The sequence below is a fragment of the Shewanella algae genome (assembly GCF_009183365.2).
GTDB classification, from domain to species: domain Bacteria; phylum Pseudomonadota; class Gammaproteobacteria; order Enterobacterales; family Shewanellaceae; genus Shewanella; species Shewanella algae.
Genome location: NZ_CP068230.1, coordinates 4,095,909 through 4,117,176 on the forward strand (window position 1 = coordinate 4,095,909; position 21,268 = coordinate 4,117,176).

The 21,268-nt window shown below is 53.1% G+C and carries 26 protein-coding genes; 14 read left to right on the top strand and 12 right to left on the bottom strand.

Going from position 1 to position 21,268, the window contains the following annotated elements:
* Positions 1-538 precede the first annotated feature (538 nt).
* The 8 genes from E1N14_RS18310 to mlaF form a co-directional block, all read right to left on the bottom strand.
* Positions 539-877 (bottom strand): hypothetical protein, encoded by a 339-nt coding sequence (locus E1N14_RS18310; RefSeq protein WP_144168744.1) that lies wholly within the window; start codon positions 875-877, stop codon positions 539-541.
* Between the two features lie 523 nt (positions 878-1,400).
* The gene (murA, locus tag E1N14_RS18315; RefSeq protein WP_028779511.1) at positions 1,401-2,660 is read right to left on the bottom strand and encodes a UDP-N-acetylglucosamine 1-carboxyvinyltransferase; all 1,260 of its coding nucleotides are present in this window, start codon (positions 2,658-2,660) and stop codon (positions 1,401-1,403) included.
* A 9-nt stretch (positions 2,661-2,669) separates the two neighbouring features.
* Complete coding sequence (locus tag E1N14_RS18320; protein ID WP_025012084.1) at positions 2,670-2,927, bottom strand: BolA family protein; 258 nt, start codon at positions 2,925-2,927, stop codon at positions 2,670-2,672.
* 7 nt (positions 2,928-2,934) lie between these two features.
* Positions 2,935-3,222 (bottom strand): STAS domain-containing protein, encoded by a 288-nt coding sequence (locus tag E1N14_RS18325; protein ID WP_062793920.1) that lies wholly within the window; start codon positions 3,220-3,222, stop codon positions 2,935-2,937.
* The gene (locus E1N14_RS18330) at positions 3,219-3,875 is read right to left on the bottom strand and encodes an MlaC/ttg2D family ABC transporter substrate-binding protein (protein ID WP_025011771.1); all 657 of its coding nucleotides are present in this window, start codon (positions 3,873-3,875) and stop codon (positions 3,219-3,221) included. The genes E1N14_RS18325 and E1N14_RS18330 overlap by 4 nt, the downstream gene beginning before the upstream one ends.
* A 10-nt stretch (positions 3,876-3,885) precedes the next feature.
* Complete coding sequence (mlaD, locus tag E1N14_RS18335; protein ID WP_025011770.1) at positions 3,886-4,359, bottom strand: outer membrane lipid asymmetry maintenance protein MlaD; 474 nt, start codon at positions 4,357-4,359, stop codon at positions 3,886-3,888.
* Positions 4,360-4,402: 43 nt separating this feature from the next.
* Positions 4,403-5,188, bottom strand: a complete 786-nt coding sequence (mlaE, locus tag E1N14_RS18340) for a lipid asymmetry maintenance ABC transporter permease subunit MlaE (RefSeq protein ID WP_028779514.1) — start codon at positions 5,186-5,188, stop codon at positions 4,403-4,405.
* Positions 5,175-6,002 (bottom strand): phospholipid ABC transporter ATP-binding protein MlaF, encoded by an 828-nt coding sequence (mlaF, locus tag E1N14_RS18345; RefSeq protein ID WP_062793922.1) that lies wholly within the window; start codon positions 6,000-6,002, stop codon positions 5,175-5,177. The genes mlaE and mlaF overlap by 14 nt, the downstream gene beginning before the upstream one ends.
* Before the next feature lie 284 nt (positions 6,003-6,286).
* Here mlaF and E1N14_RS18350 point away from each other — a divergent pair, with 284 nt between their 5' ends.
* The 12 genes from E1N14_RS18350 (at position 6,287) to mgtE (ending at position 15,495) form a co-directional block, all read left to right on the top strand.
* Positions 6,287-7,249 carry a calcium/sodium antiporter gene (locus tag E1N14_RS18350; protein ID WP_025011769.1) on the top strand — a complete coding sequence of 321 codons (963 nt, stop codon included), beginning with the start codon at positions 6,287-6,289 and terminating at the stop codon, positions 7,247-7,249.
* A gap of 30 nt (positions 7,250-7,279) precedes the next feature.
* Positions 7,280-8,257: a KpsF/GutQ family sugar-phosphate isomerase gene (locus tag E1N14_RS18355; RefSeq protein ID WP_025011768.1), complete on the top strand. Its 978-nt coding sequence runs from the start codon at positions 7,280-7,282 to the stop codon at positions 8,255-8,257.
* Positions 8,257-8,808 (top strand): 3-deoxy-manno-octulosonate-8-phosphatase KdsC, encoded by a 552-nt coding sequence (gene kdsC, locus E1N14_RS18360; RefSeq protein WP_025011767.1) that lies wholly within the window; start codon positions 8,257-8,259, stop codon positions 8,806-8,808. The genes E1N14_RS18355 and kdsC overlap by 1 nt, the downstream gene beginning before the upstream one ends.
* Positions 8,805-9,365 carry an LPS export ABC transporter periplasmic protein LptC gene (lptC, locus tag E1N14_RS18365; RefSeq protein ID WP_025011766.1) on the top strand — a complete coding sequence of 187 codons (561 nt, stop codon included), beginning with the start codon at positions 8,805-8,807 and terminating at the stop codon, positions 9,363-9,365. Before kdsC ends, lptC begins: the two co-directional genes overlap by 4 nt.
* Positions 9,352-9,885, top strand: coding sequence for a lipopolysaccharide transport periplasmic protein LptA (gene lptA / locus E1N14_RS18370; protein WP_025011765.1), 534 nt, complete (start codon positions 9,352-9,354; stop codon positions 9,883-9,885). The genes lptC and lptA overlap by 14 nt, the downstream gene beginning before the upstream one ends.
* Entirely contained in the window at positions 9,882-10,610 is a 729-nt protein-coding gene (gene lptB / locus E1N14_RS18375; protein WP_025011764.1) for an LPS export ABC transporter ATP-binding protein, read from the top strand. Before lptA ends, lptB begins: the two co-directional genes overlap by 4 nt.
* A gap of 95 nt (positions 10,611-10,705) precedes the next feature.
* Positions 10,706-12,169 (top strand): RNA polymerase factor sigma-54, encoded by a 1,464-nt coding sequence (locus tag E1N14_RS18380; protein WP_062793919.1) that lies wholly within the window; start codon positions 10,706-10,708, stop codon positions 12,167-12,169.
* Positions 12,170-12,200: 31 nt separating this feature from the next.
* Positions 12,201-12,488 (top strand): ribosome hibernation promoting factor, encoded by a 288-nt coding sequence (hpf, locus tag E1N14_RS18385; protein WP_025011763.1) that lies wholly within the window; start codon positions 12,201-12,203, stop codon positions 12,486-12,488.
* Between the two features lie 2 nt (positions 12,489-12,490).
* Positions 12,491-12,934, top strand: coding sequence for a PTS IIA-like nitrogen regulatory protein PtsN (gene ptsN, locus E1N14_RS18390; protein WP_025011762.1), 444 nt, complete (start codon positions 12,491-12,493; stop codon positions 12,932-12,934).
* A complete protein-coding gene (gene rapZ / locus E1N14_RS18395) occupies positions 12,931-13,785 on the top strand; it encodes an RNase adapter RapZ (RefSeq protein ID WP_025011761.1) in 855 nt (284 codons plus the stop codon). Before ptsN ends, rapZ begins: the two co-directional genes overlap by 4 nt.
* Positions 13,772-14,047, top strand: coding sequence for an HPr family phosphocarrier protein (locus E1N14_RS18400; protein WP_025011760.1), 276 nt, complete (start codon positions 13,772-13,774; stop codon positions 14,045-14,047). The genes rapZ and E1N14_RS18400 overlap by 14 nt, the downstream gene beginning before the upstream one ends.
* A gap of 83 nt (positions 14,048-14,130) precedes the next feature.
* Positions 14,131-15,495: a magnesium transporter gene (gene mgtE / locus E1N14_RS18405; protein WP_025011759.1), complete on the top strand. Its 1,365-nt coding sequence runs from the start codon at positions 14,131-14,133 to the stop codon at positions 15,493-15,495.
* Positions 15,496-15,602: 107 nt separating this feature from the next.
* On the opposite strand, the gene E1N14_RS18410 is transcribed toward mgtE, so the two are convergent.
* The 3 genes from E1N14_RS18410 to E1N14_RS18420 all read right to left on the bottom strand — a co-directional run bounded on the left by E1N14_RS18410 (position 15,603) and on the right by E1N14_RS18420 (position 17,799).
* Positions 15,603-15,986, bottom strand: coding sequence for a hypothetical protein (locus E1N14_RS18410; RefSeq protein WP_025011758.1), 384 nt, complete (start codon positions 15,984-15,986; stop codon positions 15,603-15,605).
* Positions 15,987-16,155: 169 nt separating this feature from the next.
* Positions 16,156-16,947 (bottom strand): molybdate ABC transporter substrate-binding protein, encoded by a 792-nt coding sequence (locus tag E1N14_RS18415; RefSeq protein WP_025011757.1) that lies wholly within the window; start codon positions 16,945-16,947, stop codon positions 16,156-16,158.
* Between the two features lie 189 nt (positions 16,948-17,136).
* Positions 17,137-17,799, bottom strand: coding sequence for a YiaD family glycine zipper/OmpA-like lipoprotein (locus E1N14_RS18420; RefSeq protein ID WP_025011756.1), 663 nt, complete (start codon positions 17,797-17,799; stop codon positions 17,137-17,139).
* A gap of 508 nt (positions 17,800-18,307) precedes the next feature.
* Between E1N14_RS18420 and E1N14_RS18425 the strand changes: the two genes are divergently transcribed.
* Positions 18,308-18,541: a transposase gene (locus E1N14_RS18425; protein WP_025011755.1), complete on the top strand. Its 234-nt coding sequence runs from the start codon at positions 18,308-18,310 to the stop codon at positions 18,539-18,541.
* A gap of 115 nt (positions 18,542-18,656) precedes the next feature.
* Here the strand turns inward: E1N14_RS18425 and E1N14_RS18430 are convergent, their stop codons facing one another.
* Complete coding sequence (locus tag E1N14_RS18430; protein ID WP_025011754.1) at positions 18,657-19,637, bottom strand: catalase family peroxidase; 981 nt, start codon at positions 19,635-19,637, stop codon at positions 18,657-18,659.
* Positions 19,638-19,776: 139 nt separating this feature from the next.
* On the opposite strand from E1N14_RS18430, the gene fumC reads away from it, so the two are divergent.
* Positions 19,777-21,168, top strand: a complete 1,392-nt coding sequence (gene fumC / locus E1N14_RS18435) for a class II fumarate hydratase (protein ID WP_062793918.1) — start codon at positions 19,777-19,779, stop codon at positions 21,166-21,168.
* Positions 21,169-21,268: the final 100 nt, after the last annotated feature.

The window sequence follows — 21,268 nt, forward strand, 5'->3', positions numbered from 1 at the left end:
TAGTAGATCACGGGAAGGGAACTCAGTCCCGTTTGAGAGATCAGAGCTATCGCCAGACAAACCTAACTCTCGCACAAGAACTGAGCATGCCCACCTTAGCACCACTTTGCCGCACTGAAACCATGTATGGATTAAAGTCACTGTTACCAAGTTATGGAGGAAGGTCATTGCATAAACAGTCTCATGGGGAGTCTTTCTTGAGTTTAGTGCTTAACAGGTTTTCAGGTAACAGCTTGTTTATTTTAGACGAACCTGAAGCTTCACTGTCACCAACTAGACAGATGACATTCATGGCAACCATTAACCAGCTGATTCAAAAAATTCACAGTTTATCATAGCCACACATTCCCCAATTCTTCTCTCTTATCCCAATTCTACTATTTATCGAGTATCTGAAGATGGATTTGATCTCATAAACTATGAAGAAAAAGATGCCTATCAAATAACACTAGATTTTTTAAAGAATCCTAATCGTATGTTTAGAGAATTGTTTAAATAAGAAATAAATTTATCGATGACTTAGCTAAATGTTATTGCATTACTTTGAACTAAGTCTTTCGATGTGTTGATGTAAATTTATGCCCTCATCTTTTTCACTTGGGAATGCGGTTTTGTATATTTCTCTAATCTTATTGTATTCAGATTCTCCGCCACTCATTATGTTAAAGCTCACATCTTTTTTACCTACATAATCATGAAGTTCTAAACTATTAAATAATAGAGATTTTGTAGCGTTCAAAAGCTCTTCTTTATACTTCTCTGAAATGCTGCCATCATTCTTTATTTCAGTAATTGCAATATGAAAAACTCTTTCTAATGGCACTGAAAGATTTGCTAATGATTCAAACAATGCACGAATATTAGTCGGATTATTCAAGATTACTGCCTATTTGTTGTGCACTTGGGTGAGCTTAACCTAACATATATATTAAAAAAATGAAGTAATAAAAGGCAAATATAAAAGATGGAACATTCAAATCTTTCAGAAGCCCTGAAAAATCTATAAGTAGGTCTGTAAATTGTGGCCAGTTTTCTGCGGAACACTGGCCAATCTGTTTCAGAATCCTGGCAGCGTTGGAGCGGAATCTACAACTGTAGATTCCGGCTTTTTTGACCAGCTTTCCGTTTTTGTTTGGCCTGCAGTGTCAAAACAATCTGGCCAGTTTCTCAATGTACTCTGTCAATCTCTCGGGCCAAGGTCTCTGACCAATGCCTCAGGCTGACCTGTTGATGGGAGGTGAGGTAACGATTCATGGTGTTGATAAGCTGCCCTTTTCCCCGAATTTAAGACCATGACATGGAGTCATCGGATTTTGATCCTTTCAGTTAGATCCTCAAGCTATCTGTCTTAACTGATCGGCATTACCCTCATGGTGGTTTTTACTCACCGAGCAATCGGCTTAGGAGATACGCTCTACCGAACCACCTAGGCCCTTGAACTTATCTTCGATATGCTCATAACCCCGATCCAGATGATAGATACGGTCCACCACTGTGGTGCCTTCGGCCATCAGTCCGGCAATCACCAAACTGGCCGACGCCCGCAGATCGGTCGCCATCACCTGAGCACCATTGAGCTGCTCAATACCGTGAATGATACAGGTATTGCCTTCCAGCTCCATATTGGCGCCCATACGATTCAACTCGGGCACATGCATAAAGCGGTTCTCAAAGATGGTTTCCGTGATAGTGCCTGTGCCTTCTGCCAGTGCATTGAGCACACAGAACTGCGCCTGCATATCGGTTGGGAAACCGGGGTAAGGCAGAGTCTTGATATTGACTGACTTGGGACGCTTGCCCTTCATATCCAGGGCTATCCAGTCGCTGCCGGTAAGGATTTCGGCGCCGGCATCTTCCAGCTTGGCCAACACAGCCTCCAGCGATCCGGGATCGGCATCCAGACAACGGATCCGGCCACGGGTCACGGCTGCAGCCACCAGAAACGAGCCAGTCTCAATTCTGTCCGGCATCACCCGATAACGGCAACCATTGAGCTTCTCCACCCCTTGAATCCGTATGGTGGCCGTTCCGGCGCCCTCAATCTTGGCCCCCATGGCGATAAGACACTTGGCCAGGTCCACCACTTCGGGTTCGCGGGCGGCGTTTTCAATCACGGTTTCACCGTCGGCCAAGGCCGCGGCCATCAGCAGATTCTCTGTGGCACCAACACTGACCATATCCATAAAGATATGCGCGCCCTTGAGGCGACCATCGACCCGTGCCTTGATATAGCCTTCATCAACTTCTATCTTGGCGCCCATCAGCTCAAGGCCATGCAGGTGCAGGTTCACCGGCCGGGCACCTATGGCGCAGCCACCCGGCAAAGACACATCCGCCTTACCGAAACGTGCCAGCAAGGGCCCCAGGATCAGAATTGAGGCGCGCATGGTTTTCACCAGATCATAAGGGGCGCAAAACTCATTGATACCGCTGGCATCGATACGTATCTGGCCCTGCCCCAGTTCGGTGACGTCTGCGCCGAGACAGCGCAGCAGCTTACAGCTGGTGCTGACGTCCCTCAGGTTGGGCACATTGGAAACCAGAAACTCCGACTCGGCCAGCACCCCGGCCATCAGGATAGGCAGGGCAGCATTCTTGGCGCCGGAGATCACCACGTTACCGGCAAGCGCACCGCTTGCCTGAATTTTCAGTTTATCCACATTGATACTCTAGGCTGGCATGTTGAAGATTTTTTCACGCTGCCACTGGGTAGGCGTAAAAGTCTTGATACTGAGCGCATGCATCTCACCACTGGTGATCTTGTCCATCAGGGGCGCATAGATGGCCTGCTGCTGCTTGATACGGCTCATGCCATCGAAACATTCACCCACGGCCACTATCTTGAAATGGCTGCCTTCGGCGCTGACATAGACTTCCGTCAACGAGAGTGAATCCTTTAATATTTGTTCTATCTCTTTGGTATCCATTGGAAACTTACCTAGTTTGGCCCTCTGTGGTAAAGAAGGCATCCAAATCATACAGGGCGATCAACTTACGCACCTGTGGCGAGGGAGAAGCCAGGGTCAGCTCCCCCTTTCTGAGACTGACAAGCTCCATTAGAAACGCCATGCCGGCACTGTCCGAATATGTCAGCTCGCTGAGATCCAACCGGCGCACATCGTCCGGCAGCAGTGTCTTGCGCGTCTTCCACAAGCGGGCGACCTCTTCTTGAGTCAAACGCCCGCTCAATTTGCAGCTATCGCCCTGTGGCTCCAGCTTCATAGCGCATCCTTGCCTTTAGGGCCATTGGGATCGACGTGAGCCTGAGTGCGCTCTTTAAGCATCTCAATCACGGCATCTATGCCCTTTTGACGAATGAGTGTAGTGACTTCCGATTGCTTGGAGGCCAGCAGGCTGACACCTTCGGCAACCAGGTCGAAGGCCTTCCAGGTATCGTCCTTCAAACGACGCGCCTTGAACTGCAACTTGATGGGCGGACGACCCGCTTCAATGATCTGTACATTCACCTCGACTATCTTTTCCTGGCTGAAGTCGATGGCGCGGCCAAACTCCACTTTCTGATTGGTGTACTCAGTAAAGGCCTGGGCATAGGTGGAAACCAGGTAGCCCTCAAAAGCATCAACAAAGGCATCACGCTGCTCTTTGGTGGTTTGCTGCAGATATTGGCCCATCACCTTGTAAGCCGCGTACTTGTAATCCACATAAGGCATCAGCTCCTCTTGAACAATCACCTTGAGGTGATCCGGATTGCTGTCGATGATGCTCTTGTCCTGATGGAAGCGATCGAATGTCTTGTCGGCAACCTGCTCCACCATGATATAAGGGTTGCTGGTATCGATATCGGCCGCCTGTGCCACAGTTGCAGACGCCAGACAGGCGACGGCCAACAGATTACGGATTATCCCTTTAAACATCTCAGTGCTCCTAGTTGTCCTTTGAACCCATGCTATATAAAAACTGTCCGATCAGATCCTCCAGCACCAGCGCCGAACGGGTATCATCGATGCGATCGCCATCTTGCAAAATCGCGATATCGTCATCCATAAACCCTGGTGTCAGGCCGAGGAACTGCTCACCCAGCAAGCCCGAGGTCAAGATAGCCAGGCTGCTGGTTTCGGGAAACTGGTCGTAACGCTTGTCCATGGTCAAAGTCACCACTGGCACCATCTGCTTGGGATCCAGGGTGATCTTACTGACCCGACCGACAACCACGCCGCCAACTTTTACCGGTGAGCGTACTTTAAGGCCGCCAATATTACTGAACTTGGCCGTCAGAGTGTAAGTATTGCTAGAGGACTGCACCTCCACATTGGCCACCTTGTATACCAGCAGCAGAAAAGCTGCCAGACCCGCCAATAGGAAGAGTCCCACCATAAATTCAATTTTTCGTGTCAACATAGAGTCACCAGAGTTAATCATCCATTATGCGCCGGCGCCAAAATCAGCGGGCAAACATCAGCGCCGTCAATAAGAAATCCAGCGCCAATACCGCCAGGCTGGACTGCACCACAGTCTGGGTGGTCGCGCGGCTAATCCCTTCCGGATTAGGCACCACCTGATAACCACGATAAAGGGCTATCCAGGTCACCACTATGGCAAAAACAAAACTTTTAATCAGGCAGTTGACTATGTCCTGCCGCCACTCCACCGCGGCCTGCAGAATCGACCAGAAGGCGCCATTGTCTATGCCTTTCCATTCGACCCCGACCAGATAACCGCCATAGATACCCACAGTGGTAAACATCAAGGCCAACAGCGGCATGCTGATCACCCCGGCCCAGAAGCGCGGCGCAATCACCTGACGTAGCGGATCTATCGCCATCATCTCCAAACTGGAGAGCTGCTCTGTGGATTTCATCAACCCCAGTTCAGCGGTCAGGGCCGAACCGGCGCGGCCGGCAAACAGCAGGGCTGTGACCACAGGGCCAAGCTCCCTGAGTAAACTCAACGCTACCATGGGGCCCAGGCTCTCTTCGGTGCCAAAGTCCACCAGGATGTTGTAGCCCTGCAGCGCCAGCACCATGCCGATAAACAGTCCGGAAACCAAAATGATCACCATGGACTGCACGCCGACGACGTAAACCTGTTTTATCAGCAGTGGCAAGCCTTTGCGTGGCCGTGGCAGCTGCATCAGGGCGCCCCAAAGCATCACCCCCGCCTTGCCAAGCCCTGTCACCAGACTCAGCGCATTGCGGCCAAGATTGGCTATCGAATCAGTCAAGCTCACCGAGCAACTCCTTCTGATAATCCTGCGCCGGATAGTGGAAAGGCACGGGGCCGTCCGGCATACCGTCGATAAACTGCCTTAGCTGTGGATTGTCGGCCTGCTTGAGCTCGGCCGGTGTACCTTGGGCTATGATGCGCTTATCGGCGATCACATACACATAGTCGGCAATACTCAGCACTTCACTGACATCGTGGGAAACCACCACAGAGGTGAGGCTCAAAGCATCGGACAACTCTTTAATCAGCTTCACCAGCACCCCCATGGAGATGGGATCCTGACCGGCAAAGGGCTCGTCATACAGCACCATTTCCGGCTCGAGTGCTATGGCGCGGGCCAAGGCTGCCCGGCGCTGCATTCCGCCGGAAAGTTCGCTTGGCATCAACTGCGCCGCGCCGCGAAGTCCTACAGCTTCAAGCTTCATTAACACTATGCGGCGGATAATAGCTTCCGGCAGCCCTGAGTGCTCCCTGAGTGCAAAGGCCACGTTATCGAACACATTCATGTCGGTGAACAGGGCGCCGCTCTGGAACAACATGCTCATCCGCTTACGAGCTTCAAACAGCTCGTGGCGGCTCAGCTTATGAATGTCCTGACCATCGAACAGCACCTGGCCGTGATCCGGAGTCAACTGCCCACCAATGAGCTTCAGCAGCGTGGTCTTGCCTATGCCGCTGGGCCCCATGATGGCAGTAACTTTACCCCTGGGAATCGTGAGGCTTATCTGCTCATAAATCACCCTCGAGCCACGACTGAAGCCGAGATTGTTGACCTCGACCAGGGGAGAAGGATTTTGCTGCTTGTTGGATTCCGGCATCAAAATGAAATGGAGACCTTGTCTAGTGGAATTCAAGTTACGGCGCAGCTGTAGCACCATGGCACATAAGGCCCGCCGTTATAAGGCTTGATACTGCCGCAGGCTTACTGAATTGACGCTGAATGGCGCCCGGTAACCCGTATGGCCAAGCCAAAGATAAGCGATAAATTGTACGCAATTGAGGATAAGCGCACAACTGAATCAATAGTATCGCGCCGTGATACTTTCAATTTGTAGCAAATACGGCGAAAATGCACGCCAGAATCCGTAGCTTTGTTTACTGCATGTTATTCAATATTTTCTTGCTGCTCGCCGGCTTGTCCGTCCTGGTCTGGAGTGCCGATAAATTCGTTTATGGCGCCGGGGCTTTTGCCCGTAACCTGGGGTTACCCCCCATGTTGATAGGACTGACCATAGTGGCCATGGGCAGTTCGGCCCCAGAGATGTTCGTTGCCGCCAGCGCCTCCATGGCCGGCATGCCGGATACGGCCGTGGGTAATGTGCTGGGCTCCAATGTCGCCAATGTCAGCTTGATCCTGGGGTTAACCGCTCTGCTTGGGGCTATCGCCGTCAGCTCCAAGACCCTGAAGCGGGAGATCCCCATGATGCTGGGTGCCACAGTGCTGGCGGGTTACTTCCTGCACGATGAGTATCTTAGCCGCAGCGAAGGGGTTATTTTACTGGCGCTGTTCTTCGGCCTGATGGGCTATCTTATCTGGCATGCGCTGACCAATAAGAACAAGGATCCACTCGCCGACGAAGCCGATGCCGAGATCCCCAAAGATGTGCCCACTGCCAAGGCGGTACTATGGTTGATAATAGGCTTGGTACTCTTGCCGCTGTCGGCTGATTGGATGGTGGACGGTGCCGTAGGCATCGCCAAGTCTTTTGGACTGTCTGATCTGGTTATAGGTCTGACCATCATTGCCGTGGGCACCAGCCTGCCGGAACTGGCGGCCTGTGTGGCCGGTGTGCTCAAGAAAGAGGACGACCTGGCCATAGGCAATATTGTCGGCTCCAACCTGTTTAACATACTGGCGGTACTGGCAATACCCGGCCTTATCGCCCCGGGCGTAATCGATGCCGCGGCGGCCGGACGCGACTTTTATATGGTTCTGGGCACCAGTTGTGCCCTGGCACTCCTGGTGCTGAGCACAGGCAAACAACGTGAACTCAAACGCTGGCACGGTGCCTTACTACTGATAAGCTTCATCGGCTATCAATACAGCCTGTTTCAATCCCACTAGCGATGAAGGGCAAAAAGACGAGAGACAACTATGGCAGAAGCTAAGCAACTGCGCCAATGGGGCCGCAGAGTAATAGATATCGAGAAACAAGCATTGGATAACCTGTACCAGTTTGTTGATTCCCCCGAGTTCGCCCAAGCCTGCGAATTGATCCTCAACTGCAGCGGCAAGGTGATAGTGATGGGGATGGGGAAATCGGGCCATATAGGTAACAAGATTTCTGCCACCCTCGCCAGCACAGGCACCCCGGCATTCTTCGTTCACCCGGGCGAAGCCAGCCACGGCGACCTGGGGGTGTTGAGTGAAAACGATATCGTATTGGCTATCTCCAACTCGGGCGAGTCCAGCGAAATTCTCACCCTGATGCCCGTCATCAAGCGCCAGGGGATCCCTATGATCTCCATGACAGGTAAGCCCGAATCCACCATGGCCAAGCTGGCGCAGCTGCATCTGTGCATCAAGGTGCCGGAAGAAGCCTGCCCGCTGGGCTTGGCGCCGACCTCCAGCACCACGGCCACCCTGGTGATGGGTGATGCCCTGGCGGTCGCCCTGTTGCAGGCCAAGGGCTTTACCAAAGATGACTTTGCCCTGTCGCATCCCGGCGGCGCTTTAGGGCGCAAGCTGCTGCTTAAGGTCAGCGATGTGATGCACAAAGGGGAAGAGCTGCCGCTGGTCACAGAAGATATCTGTATAACCGACGCCCTGTATGAGATCTCCAAGAAGGGCCTGGGTATGACCTCAGTGGTCAATCAACAGAAGCAACTCGTGGGTATCTTCACCGATGGTGATTTGAGACGTGTCATAGACGCCGGAGTCAACCTTCGTACCACAAAAATCAGCGACGTCATGACCCGTGATTGCATCACCAGTGGTGACAATATCCTCGCGGCGCAGGCGCTGAAGGTGATGGACGAGAATGACATCAATGGTCTTATTGTCATCAATGGCGCCAATGAGCCGATTGGAGCACTCAATATGCTGGATATGGTCAAGGCGGGGGTTATCTGATGAGTCATCAAGGTTTCTACGGGCCCATAAGCGAAGATAACTGGCAAAGAGCCGCCAAAATCAAACTGCTTATCTGTGATGTCGACGGTGTCTTCTCCGATGGCCGCATCTATATGAGCAACAGCGGCGAAGAGCTGAAGGCCTTCCATACCCGCGATGGCTATGGGGTGCGCTCGCTGCTGTCCTGCGGCATTCAGGTGGCGGTGATCACCGGCCGCAAGTCCCAGATAGTCGAAAACCGCATGACGGCCCTGGGGGTAGACAAGATTTATCAAGGCATAGACAACAAGCTGGAGCCCTATGAGGCGCTGCTTAAGCATTATGACCTCGAGCCTGAACAAGTGGCCTATATAGGTGACGACATTGTCGACTTGCCGGTGATGAAGCAAGTGGGGCTGGCGGTTTGCGTAGCCGATGGCCATCCTTGGGTAAGGCAACACTGCCACATGGTCACTCAGATTGCCGGCGGCCATGGGGCGCTCCGGGAGCTGGCGGATCTTATCCTGCTCAGTCAGGACAAATTTGAAAATGCCCACGGAATGAGTATATGAATAGGGTCACCCTGGCCATTATTTTGTTTTTCTCCACTGCACTTATCCTTTACTGGCAGGTGCAGAACAAGCGTAACGCTCAACAGAGTGAGGCGCCTGTGGATGTGGTTCGGCCTGACTTTGTCGCCGATGACCTGCGCTCGGTCAACTTTGATGAGCAGGGCAATGTCGCCAGCAGGGTCGCCGCGGCGCACATGGAACATTATGAAGCCAGTGAAAAGACCTTCTTCAACCAACCGGTTTATCTGGTCTATCCGGACAAGGGCGAGGCACAGTGGCGTCTGTCTGCCAACGAGGGCAGGCTCAATCGCAAGAGTAACCGAGTGGTACTTGAAAATAATGTTATCATCGACGCCATTAGCCCCAATGAACCGATCCAGAGCCTGAAAACCAGTTATGTGGAGCTGGATCTGGACACCATGATCATGACCTCAGATCGCGAGATCCTGATCGAAGGCAAAGACTTTAATATCAAGGGATCCGGCCTGTACGCCGATCTCAATGCTCAGCAAGTGAAGCTGACCAGTCAGGTGAAAGGAACCTATGAAACCAAGTAAGCTTTTTATCGGTGCCCTCTTGTGCATCACAAGCCTGTCGGCAGTGGCCATTGAAGAAGATCTGCTGCAAAAAGTACAGATCAGCGCCGCCAATCAGTTTGCCGATATCAAAAACAAGCGCGTGGTATACGGCGGGCCTGTCACAGTCACCCAGGGTAGTTTGAAACTGCTGGCCGATGAACTCACGGCTTACACAGAAGACAAGAGTGGCGAGCGGATCCTGGTGGCCAAGGGCTCACCTGCTACTTATACCCAGAAACTGGAAGACGGCCGTCTGGCCAGTGCCAAGGCCAAAGAGATCCACTACAACATAGACAGTCGTATCATGACCCTGCTGGGCCAGGCCAAAGTGGAACAGGACGGCAGCGAAGTGACCGCCGAGAAGATAGTCTACGACATCAACAAACAGCAGCTGGAAGCGGAAAGCAGTGGCAAAGGCCAAGACAGGGTAACCACTGTTATCCAGCCGGAAAACTATCAGGATCTCAACAAGAAAGAACAGCAGCAGGAGCCGCAATGACCAGCACCCTGACGGCACAGAATCTGGCAAAGAGTTACAAGAAGCGCAACGTCGTCAAAGACGTCAGCCTGTCGGTCAATACCGGCCAAATCGTGGGGCTGCTGGGCCCCAACGGGGCTGGCAAGACCACCACCTTCTATATGGTGGTTGGGCTGGTACAGAGTGACAAGGGCCGTATCTTTATTGACGACGACGAGCTGACCTTGGATCCCATGCACCTGCGAGCCCGTAAAGGCATAGGCTACCTGCCACAGGAAGCCAGTATTTTCCGCAAGCTGTCGGTGCATGACAACATCATGGCCGTGCTGCAAACCCGCAAAGAACTCAACAGCGACGAGCGCGAGGAACAGCTCGAACAGCTGCTGGAAGAATTCCATATTACCCACATACGTGACAGCCTGGGGATGTCCCTCTCCGGCGGTGAACGCCGCCGAGTGGAAATCGCCCGGGCATTGGCCGCCAATCCACAGTTCATTCTGCTGGATGAGCCATTCGCCGGTGTGGATCCCATCTCAGTTATCGATATCAAGAAAATCATCGAACAGCTTAAGTCCCGCGGTTTGGGAGTGCTGATCACAGACCACAATGTTCGCGAAACACTCGACGTTTGTGAGCGAGCCTACATAGTCAGCCATGGGCAGTTGATCGCCGAGGGCACACCCGCTGAAATCTTGGACAACCAGCAAGTGCGCGCTGTGTACTTAGGCGAACAATTCAGGCTATAGTTAGGATCATGTCATCCGGTGACAATTCCGGGTATTATAGTTTGTTATTATTGAATTTTTTCCTTGAAAAATAACGAGTAGGGATTAGCGGTATAATGAAAGCGTCACTCCAGCTCAAACTGGGTCAACAGTTGACCATGACACCTCAGTTGCAACAGGCTATTCGCCTGCTGCAACTGTCGTCCCTTGAGCTGCAGCAGGAAATCCAGGAAGCCTTGGAAGCCAACCCTCTGTTGGAAATGGCCGAGGACAACCAGGATGACGCTATCGACGACAACCACAAGGAAAACGACGCCGGCGAGTTGAGCGCCAAGCAGGAAGATGGTTCCACGGTAGAAACCTCAGAGGCATTGAACAATGAGTCTATGCCGGATGAATTACCTATGGATACCACCTGGGACGAAGTCTTTACCGCCGCCAGCGCCTCGGGGCCGGCCATGGGCCGTGAAGATGATATGCCCTTCCAGGGAGAAACCAGCGAAGGGCTCTATGAACATCTGGAATGGCAGAAGAACCTGACCCCGTTTTCCGATACCGACGACGCCATTGCCACCGCCATTATTGATGCCATCGACGAGCAGGGCTATCTGACCCAGAGCACAGAGGAGATCCTCGAAGCCATGGGCAACCCTGAGATTGAGCTCGATGAAGTCGAGGCAGTACTCAAGCGGATCCAGCACTTCGATCCTGTCGGCATCGCCTCCAGAGATCTGCGCGAATGCCTGCTGATCCAGTTGCAACAGTTCAACGCAGACACCCCGCATCTGGCCGACGCCCGCTTGTTGATTGACGAACATCTGGATCTCATTGCCGCCCGTGATTTCCGCACCCTGATGCGCAAGACCAAGCTCAAGGAAGATCAGCTGCGTGACGCCATCAACCTTATCCAGAGTCTCAATCCCCGCCCCGGCTTGCTGGTGCAGCCGATGGACGAGGAATATGTGATCCCTGATGTCAGCGTCTGGAAGAAAAACGGCCGCTGGGTAGTAGAACTCAACCCGGACTGTATGCCCAAACTCGGGATCAATCAGCAGTATGCTGCCATGGCTCGTAGCGCCCGCAGTCAATCAGACAGCCAGTTTATTCGTGGTCATCTTCAGGAAGCCAAATGGTTTATCAAGAGCCTGGAGAGCCGCAACGACACCCTGCTCAAGGTGGCCAACTGTATAGTGCAGTTCCAGCAGGGATTTTTTGAATATGGTGAAGAAGCCATGAAACCCATGGTGCTCAACGATATTGCCGAGGCGGTCGAGATGCATGAATCGACCATCTCCAGGGTCACCACTCAAAAGTATATGCATACCCCCAGGGGAATATTTGAATTGAAGTACTTCTTCTCCAGCCATGTCGGCACCGAAGATGGCGGAGAATGCTCTTCCACGGCGATCAGGGCTTTTATCAAGAAGCTCGTGGCAGCGGAAAACCAGAAGAAGCCTTTGAGCGACAGCAAGATGGCGCAACTTCTGGCAGAACAGGGAATCAACGTTGCAAGACGCACCATAGCCAAGTATCGCGAGGCTATGATGATACCACCGTCGAACCAGCGTAAGAGTTTATAAATCCACAGTTGGAAATTGGAGGAATCTTTCTATGCAAATCAACCTGACAGGACATCATATCGAGATCACCGACTCACTGCGTGACTACGTGGAAAGTAAGTTTTCTAAACTTGAACGCCATTTCGAACAGATCAATAATGTGCACGTTGTGCTCAATGTACAAAAACTGCAACAGATAGCCGAAGCCAAGATCCACCTCACAGGCGGCGAAGTCTATGCAACTTCTGAACATGCCGACATGTATGCCGCCATCGACGTTCTGATTGATAAATTGGATCGTCAGGTCATTAAACACAAAGAAAAGCTGACAAAACACTAACGATGGAACTGAGTACCATCCTGCGGCCGGAGTGCACTACCTGTGCCACTCCGGGCAGTAAGAAAAAGGTACTGGAGCTGATTAGCGATCTCGCTAGCGCCCAGTACCCCACCCTTTCCTCTCAAGCGATTTTTGAAAGCCTTTTGGCCCGCGAAAAGATGGGGAGCACAGGTATAGGAAATGGTATTGCGATTCCGCATGGCAGACTACCGGACATTACAGAGCCGATTGCCGTGCTGGTCAAATGCGAAGAGCCTATCGCCTTCGATGCCATAGACAACCAGCCGGTGGACATACTGTTCGCCCTCCTGGTGCCCGCAGATCAATGTCAGCAACACCTGAGTACCCTGTCCGCCATGGCTGAAAAGCTCAGCGATAAGGCGATACTCAAGCAGTTGCGAAAATCCAGCGACGAAACAGAACTCTATCAGGTGATCACAGGATGAAACTCGCCATAGTCTCAGGCCGCTCCGGTTCCGGAAAATCCGTTGCCCTCAGGGTACTCGAAGACCTGGGTTACTACTGTGTGGATAATCTCCCCCTGCCCATGATAGGCAGCCTGTTGGAAAACCTCCGTGGCAGCAATGATCTGGTCGCCATCAGCATAGATGTGCGCAATATGCCGGATCAGGAAAAAGTGCTGGAACAACAGTTAGCGGCCTTGCCGGAAAACACCCAACTGACCAGCTTCTTCCTCAACGCCTCCGATAAAGTGCTGCTGAAGCGCTACAGCGAAACCCGCAGACTGCACCCCCTGTCCAAGAGCAAAGTCTCACTACAGGACGCCATCAAGCTCGAAGGCAAGCTGCTGGAACCTATGTCGAAACTGGTGGATCACTACATAGACACCTCGGCGCTGAACATCTATGAACTCAGTGACACAGTGCGGGAAATTCTGCTTGGCAGTGTCGATAAAGAACTGGTGATCAACTTCGAGTCGTTCGGCTTTAAGCATGGTATGCCCCAGGAAGCCGACTTCATGTTTGATGTGCGCTTTCTGCCCAACCCTCACTGGGAGCCGGCGCTCAGACCGCTGACCGGGCTGGATGAACCTGTGCAGGAGTTTCTCAGCCGCCAGCCACTGGTGAACAAGTTTATCTGGCAGATAGAAAATCTATTGGAAACCTGGCTGCCGCACCTGGAACGCAACAACCGCAGTTACCTCACCATAGCCATAGGCTGCACCGGCGGCCAGCATAGATCTGTCTATGTCGCTGAGCAGCTCGCCAAGCGTTTTGGCAACAGCAAACACAAGGTACAGGCCCGTCACCGGGAGCTGAGTAATGGCAAAGGTTGAACGGGAAGTCACCATAGTCAATAAGCTGGGCCTGCACGCCCGCGCCGCCACTAAGCTGGCGGTGCTGGCCAGCGAGTTCGAAGCCGATATCACCCTGATCCAAGGCGAGAAAAAAGCCTCGGCCGCCAGTGTACTTGGGCTCTTGATGCTGGAAACCGGTCAAGGCAAGAGTATTCGCCTCATCGCCGAAGGCCCGGATGCCGAACCCGCGATGGACGCTATCTGCGCCCTGATCAACGCCCGTTTCGACGAAGCCAGCTAAAGCCTTAGCGCTGCACTCTTTGTTTCTATAACACCCCTGTCTTGAGGTAACATATCCTCGCTTTGCATCACAGGGGGAACTGCATGCCAATAGAAGCGCTCGACCAAGAGCTGACAGAACAACGTCTTACTCAACTAAACCAAGCTCTTAGCAGTGGTATGTTCGTGCATGTGCGCGACATGCTGCAGCGAATGACGGCTTCGGATATCGCCTTTATTCTCGAATCTTCACCGCCGCGTACCCGTCAGGTACTCTGGCAACTGGTGGATCAGGAGCAGAGCGGCGAGATCCTCGAAGAGCTGGGTGAAGATATGAAAGACCAGCTGATCAGCCTGATGAGTCCTGAGCGTTTGGCACGAGCGACCGCGGGTATGGATACCGATGATCTGGCCTACGTGCTGCGAAGCCTGCCGGATACACTCTACAAACAGGTACTGCACTCCATGAGTGCCCAGGACAGGGCCAGGGTCGAACAGGCGCTCTCTTATCCGGAAGACAGCGCCGGTAGTCTGATGAATACAGATACCGTGACCCTGAGGCCTGACGTCAATGTCGATGTGGTGCTGCGTTATCTGCGCCAAAGGGGCGAGCTGCCCGAAGCCACAGATACCCTCTACGTGGTAGATAGACGCGATATTTTGCTCGGTGGCGTCAAGCTCTCCACCCTACTGACCTGTAACCCCACCGCCGGGATCCGCAGCATAATGGATCCCGAGCTTGAGAGTATTCCCGTCACCATGCCGGACAATGAAGTGGCCCAACTGTTTGAGCGTCACGACTGGGTTTCGGCGCCAGTGGTCGACAGTGAAGGCCATCTGCTTGGGCGGATCACCATTGATGACGTGGTGGACGTTATCCGTGAAGACGCCGAACACTCCATGATGGGTATGGCGGGGATGGACGATGATGAAGACACCTTCGGCCCCGTGTTCAAGAGCGCCTTTCGCCGCTCTTTATGGTTGACCTTCAACCTGTTTGCCGCCCTGCTGGCCGCCTCGGTCAGCAATATGTTTGAAGGCACGCTGGAAAAATTTGCCACCATAGCAATTCTGATGACCATAGTGCCCAGCATGGGCGGCGTTGCCGGCAACCAGACACTGGCGCTGGTGATCCGCGGTATCGCCCTCGGCCACATAGGCCAGAGCAACTCCCGCTGGCTTATCGGCAAGGAATTAGCCATCGGCTTTCTCAATGGCCTGTTGTGGTCGGCGCTGGTATTCACTGCCGTGTGGATCTGGAAAGGCGATCTGGCACTCGGCGCCCTTATTGGCGGCGCCATGTTGATCAATATGACGGTAGCCGGTCTCGCCGGGGCCAGTATTCCGCTGATCCTGAAAAAGCTCAATGTAGACCCTGCGCTGGCCGGCGGCATGGTGCTGACGACTGTGACGGATGTAATAGGCCTGTTCGCCTTCCTGGGGTTGGCGACTCTCGTTTTAATGAGCTGAAGCTATGTTTCTAATGGGCTGAAGGCTTGCTGAAGCTCTGGCCTTGATGAATTGCAGAAATAGCAGGGGGCGACCAGGCTCGCCCTCTGACGGTGGAAGATAGCGGGTCAGTCTTTAAGCCAGTGCACCTTGGGTTCATCCTGTTCACAGAAGACAGAGACACACTCATTGCGGCTCACCAGCAGATATTCCTGCAACTTGAGATTGGCGCTGGCCATAAAGCCGCTGCGTTCGGCCTCCTGGCGATACCAGCCACCGTTGGAGATACGGAACAACCAGCCATTGGAGAGGCTGCACTCGGTCCAGAACTCCATCAGATCGCCTTCATCCAGCATCCGAAAGCCAACCACAGAGTCAAAGTGCACCAATGCCCGGCAGCCCTCAACACTCAGTTCAATATCCAAGCCCTGACTGTCATAACAAAGGCGGATAAATCTCACCTCGTCGCCGAGATAATCTGTCGCTATCGGTAAGCCTTTGGTTTCGAGCATGCTCCCCCCCTGACAAGGACATAATGCCCTACTTTAGAAGGATAATAATTGCCCGTGCAAGCTGATTTGGCCAAAAAAACGTGAAATACCTATAAAGAGAGTGCGAGTCAGTTCAGAGCAACTGACTCGCATATCTCCAGAGTAAAACCCGCTTCCGCCGGATAGAGATTTAGGGCTTAAGCGGTGCTTCAAAGCCGTAAGAGGCCAGAATGGATTGCCCCTTAGGAGAGAGAATATACATGGCCAGCGGCCAGGCGGCAGAGTCGGCCTTATCCAGCACCAGCATGCCATAGTTGGCACCCACTGCCAGCGACTCGGGCAACGCCACTATCTTGAGATCAGGCACTTCTTTCTTGGCCAATACGGCATTGGTGCAGTAGGTTAAAAATACATCCGCCTGTTTGTTGGCCATCACCCAGCCATAGGGATTTTTGCCTTTCGGCGCCTTGGCACTGTCGGCGCCACCGGTCAGCTTGAGCGCCTTGGCCGCCAGTTTGGCCTGACTACCGGGCTTGATAGCTTCGGCGCGGTCAAACACCTTGAAAGCATAGTCACCGGCAGGGTCGGCCTTGGGAGTGGAGGTGCCCAGCTTGATCTTGCTGTCCAGCAAAGTATCCAGCATATTCTCTGTCGTCAGAGGAACATTATCTTGCGCCAGGGCGCACAGGCGGTTACGGGCAAACATCACCACAGGCGCGCCCTTGCCTTCCTGCATCAATTTCTGTGGGTGTTTCATATTGGCCGAAGCAAACAGGTCGACCTTTTCGCCCTCTTCAATTCGGCCTCTGAGCAAGCCTGAAGGGGCAAACTGGGCATTGACCTTAACGCCGCCATCGGCCTGATAACTGGCGATAACATCCGTCATGGCGGTCTTCAAACTTCCCGCGGCCCTGAACTCCAGATCCGCCGCCTGAGAGAAGGCGGGCAGTAACAGGGCGAGTAAGCAGACGCTCTTTTTCATTTATTTTTCTCCGGTGTATAAGATACAGATGCCGCTAAACTCAACCAAACCGCATCACAAATCAACGCACCACGGCAAAACTTGTCATAAATTCCCCTCAAGATCACGCCACCTGACAGGGAAAACCGGAGAAAGGGACAATTTGACCCAACAAAAAGGGCCGCCTAAGCGACCCTTAAACTTAAAATCTTAGCCGAGAGGACTAAGAATAATCTCTACCCGACGGTTCTGTGCCCGTCCCTGAGGGGTGGCATTGGAAGCGATTGGGCTGGCCTCACCTCGGCCTTGGGTCAATACCCGCTGTCCGGATACACCTTTACGGATCAAGTAATTACCAACCTCACTGGCGCGAACCTGTGACAATCTCAGGTTGTAGGACTCAGAGCCACTGCTGTCGGTATAACCCACTACATTCAGTTGAGTCTTGTCATATTCCTTGGCCACCAGCACTACGCTGTCCAATACCCGCATGGCGCCGCTACTGAGATCTGTCTTATCGACCTGGAAAGTCACTTCATTGGGCATGTTGAGCACTATGGTATCGCCCACCCGGGTCACACTGACACCGGTAGACGCCAGTTGCTGACGCAGCTTGGTTTCCTGCACATCCATGTAATAGCCGATACCACCGCCTACGGCAGCGCCGGATGCTGCCCCGATCAGGGCACCCTTGCCCCTGTCGCTCTTGCTGGAGGAGGCCACACCTATGGCCGCGCCGGCTACGGCACCTATCAATGCTCCGTTGGTCGCCTTGGCAGTCTGTTGCTCATTGGTATAAGGATTCACAGTGGTACAGCCAGTTGCCAGCATTGCCAGCAACAGAGGGGCTGTCAGAAAAGCGCGCTTTTTCATGTTATTTTTCCTTCGTCTGCTTGTTCCAAGCTAAGCGGAACCTACCTGGCGCCAAAGTATATAGCAGCACCTCAAGCAGACAATCCCCCGGAGGCCATAGAGGCGGCAAATCCGCACGGCGTTCAGCATAGATTCAGTCAAATCCGACATTTCCTGACCCGGATTGTCAGCCAAGTGTCACGGCGCTGACATCAAGTAAAACCCCAAAATAGAGCAGACTGCACTCTATTGGGTGGCGCCAGGCAGGTACACCTAATAATGAAATGAATCAATTTTCTTTTATATCAACAAGTTAAAAGAAGATTAAAAACTGGCATGTTTCTTACATACCTATAAAGCAGTATTCCACTGTTCAGGAGTCATTATGAAAACACTGATGAAAATGCGCAGCAGTTGGCATTCACTCTGGCATTGCCTCAAGCACTTGGGCTACAGCCAATGGGATGTGGAGTAGCAGAGGTGGAATCACAGCTCTGGAAAACCATTCTTGAACCATCAAGGAGGCAGTATGGAAATTAACGAGCAGAAGCTGCGACAGCAAGCCATTAAGGAAGTGACCCAAAACGGCAGGCTCATGTTTGACGTTGCCCGTCAGCATGGGATCTCCACCAAACAGGTTTATCAATGGCTGGCACAGAATGAAACAACAAGCAGGCCCAGGCAATCCCGGCTGATGGGAGAACTGCTGCAACTGCAGCAGCGCATTCGTCAGTTGAGCCAGGAGTTTACCCTAATCCGTTAAAGTTTCGACAGGAGCGAACCTGACACACTGTTATCGCCCCCAACGATAAAAAATGTACATATAACAACTATAAAGCGCTACATTTTTAAGGTTCGTTCCTGTCATTTTATTGCCGTTACTGGCCGCTTAGACGCTTGCCGAAAGAGATAGCATAAGCCGCGGATCTCAGCCGCAGCACAGGGTCATCACTGGCGGCAATCCCTTTACTGAGCACATTGGGATCAAAATTCAGCTTGTCACAGGCCGAAGCCGCAACCGAGTCTATGGTCAGGCGCCCGAGGGCGACTCTGGGCCGGTTATCCGGCCACTGCTGTGAAGGGTCCAGCAAGGGATCCCCCTCCTCGGCCAGGGTCAGTTTAAGCTCAAACTGAGCCGGTCCTGTTTTCAGCCTCTGTATCAACCTGTCCTGCAGAAAATCATCCGGCAATTGTGCCAGCTCGGCATCGGTCAGAGGCTGCTCTCTGTCCACAGGCCAAAGCTCCCAGCGACCAAAGCGCTTTTGCTGGTCTTCATTACCAAAGATAAAGCTGTGAATGCCAAAGTAGTTGACCGATGTATAGGCCGCCGGCGGATTGTGCTGCTTGAGCCACTGCCCCTGGCGGGCGGCATCCGGATGCTGCTGTAGATAGCGTGCAACCGCGCCGGCTTCCCCCTCACGCTGAGCCAATGACGCGCGCAGCAAGCCAAGAAAACTGTCGGGATTTTTACCCGGAAACACTGGCGTGGTCAGCCCGGCCAACTGATGCACCTGCCCATCTGGCAGTTCGATGCGTACGCCTATCCCCCTTGGGCTGCGACTGGTATCGGCCACAAAAGGATCGCCGCCCGCCATGGAAAAACGTACCTGAGCGGGCAGAGCTTGCTCTGTGGCAAACAGAGGTAACTCCTTGAGCCAGGGCTCCCCTGCACTTGGCTGGAAACTGCCAATGGTACAAATTCCCTTGGCATGCCCCTTACGTTCTCCCGGATGTTTACCGGAAAGTGCTTCAAATACTTGAATAAAATCATTTGCCTGAGCCGCCATTACCGAACTGGAGCCCAAAGCACCCAACTGAGTCCCCAAGAGCAATAACGCAGACCAAACCGATACTCTCATGCTTACTCCTTTTGTAAAAATCATAATCCAGGCCTGAAACAGGCCGCCCAATCCAGACCGGGAAACCCGGCGGATTATTTCAGGAGAGACCCAAAGGCCATGCTATGCTGAGGACGGCAACAGACGACAGGAGGCGGCAATGCAATATCGGATTGAGCAAGACACTCTGGGCGAGGTCAAGGTAGAGGCAGACAAATACTGGGGCGCCCAGACCCAGCGCAGTCTGGAAAACTTCCCCATAGGCCCGCAAGCGAGTATGCCAAAGGCCATCATCCACGCCTTCGCCCTGTTGAAAAAAGCCGCAGCCCAGACCAATGCCGAGCTTGGGCAACTGTCCAAGGACAAGGCGGCGCTCATCGCCAGAGTTTGCGATGAAATCTTGGCGGGCCAACTGGAGCAGCACTTTCCACTGGTCATTTGGCAGACCGGCAGCGGCACCCAAACCAATATGAACCTCAATGAGGTGATAGCCAATCGAGGCATGGCTCTGGCAAATAAGGCCATCAGCCTGAGCCCGAACGATGATGTCAATCGCAGCCAGAGCAGCAATGATACCTTCCCCAGCGCCATGCATATCGCTGTAGTGCTCAAGACCTGCAGGCACACACTGCCGGCCATAGGTGCGCTGCGCGATACCCTCAAACGCAAGTCACAACAGTTCGCCGATATTACCAAGACCGGCCGCACCCACTTTATGGATGCCACCCCACTGACACTGGGACAGGAGATCAGCGCCTGGGAGACTCAGTTGGATAAAGGCATAGGCGCCATAGAGCAGGCGTTGGCAAACTGCCGTGAATTGGCTCTTGGCGGCACAGCCGTGGGTACTGGGCTCAATTCTCCCGCAGGTTATGCCGAGCGCGCTGCCGAACTGATATCGTCATTCAGTGGTGAGCAGTTTGTCAGCGCGGCCAACAAGTTCGAGGCACTGAGTGCCAGCGATGCCATGGTGGAACTCAGCGGCGCCTTCAAGCGCCTGGCGGTCAGCCTGATGAAGATAGGCAATGATGTTCGCATGCTCGCCAGCGGCCCCCGTTGCGGTATAGGGGAACTGCAGTTGCCTGCCAACGAACCCGGCTCCAGCATAATGCCCGGCAAGGTTAACCCGACTCAGTGCGAGGCGCTGACCATGGTGGCGGCTCAGGTGATGGGCAACGATCTTGCCGTCAGCATAGGTGCCAGCAACGGCCAATTTCAGCTCAATGTCTTTCGGCCGCTCATCGCCGCCAATCTGCTGCAAAGTGCCGAATTGCTGGGTGATGCCTGTCTGAGCTTCGATGAACGCTGCGCTTCGGGGCTGGAACCCAACCGCCAGATGATCGCCAAGCAGTTGCAGCGCTCCTTGATGCTGGTCACCAGCCTCAATCCTCACATAGGCTATGCCAAGGCTGCCCAAATCGCCAAGGACGCCCACCAAAGAGGCATTAGTCTGAGGCAAGCTGCGTTGGAGTCAGGACTGGTGACAGAGGCCGAGTTTGATACTTGGGTCAATCCGGCGAACATGTTGGGCCCTTTCGAGGTTAAATTGTAAATTTGTATTAAAACGTATCAGTATTAGAGCTAATCGCTGTATTATGCCGATTCACCGCCATATGGTCGGCATTTTCAACTGATACGCAGTAATTTACAGA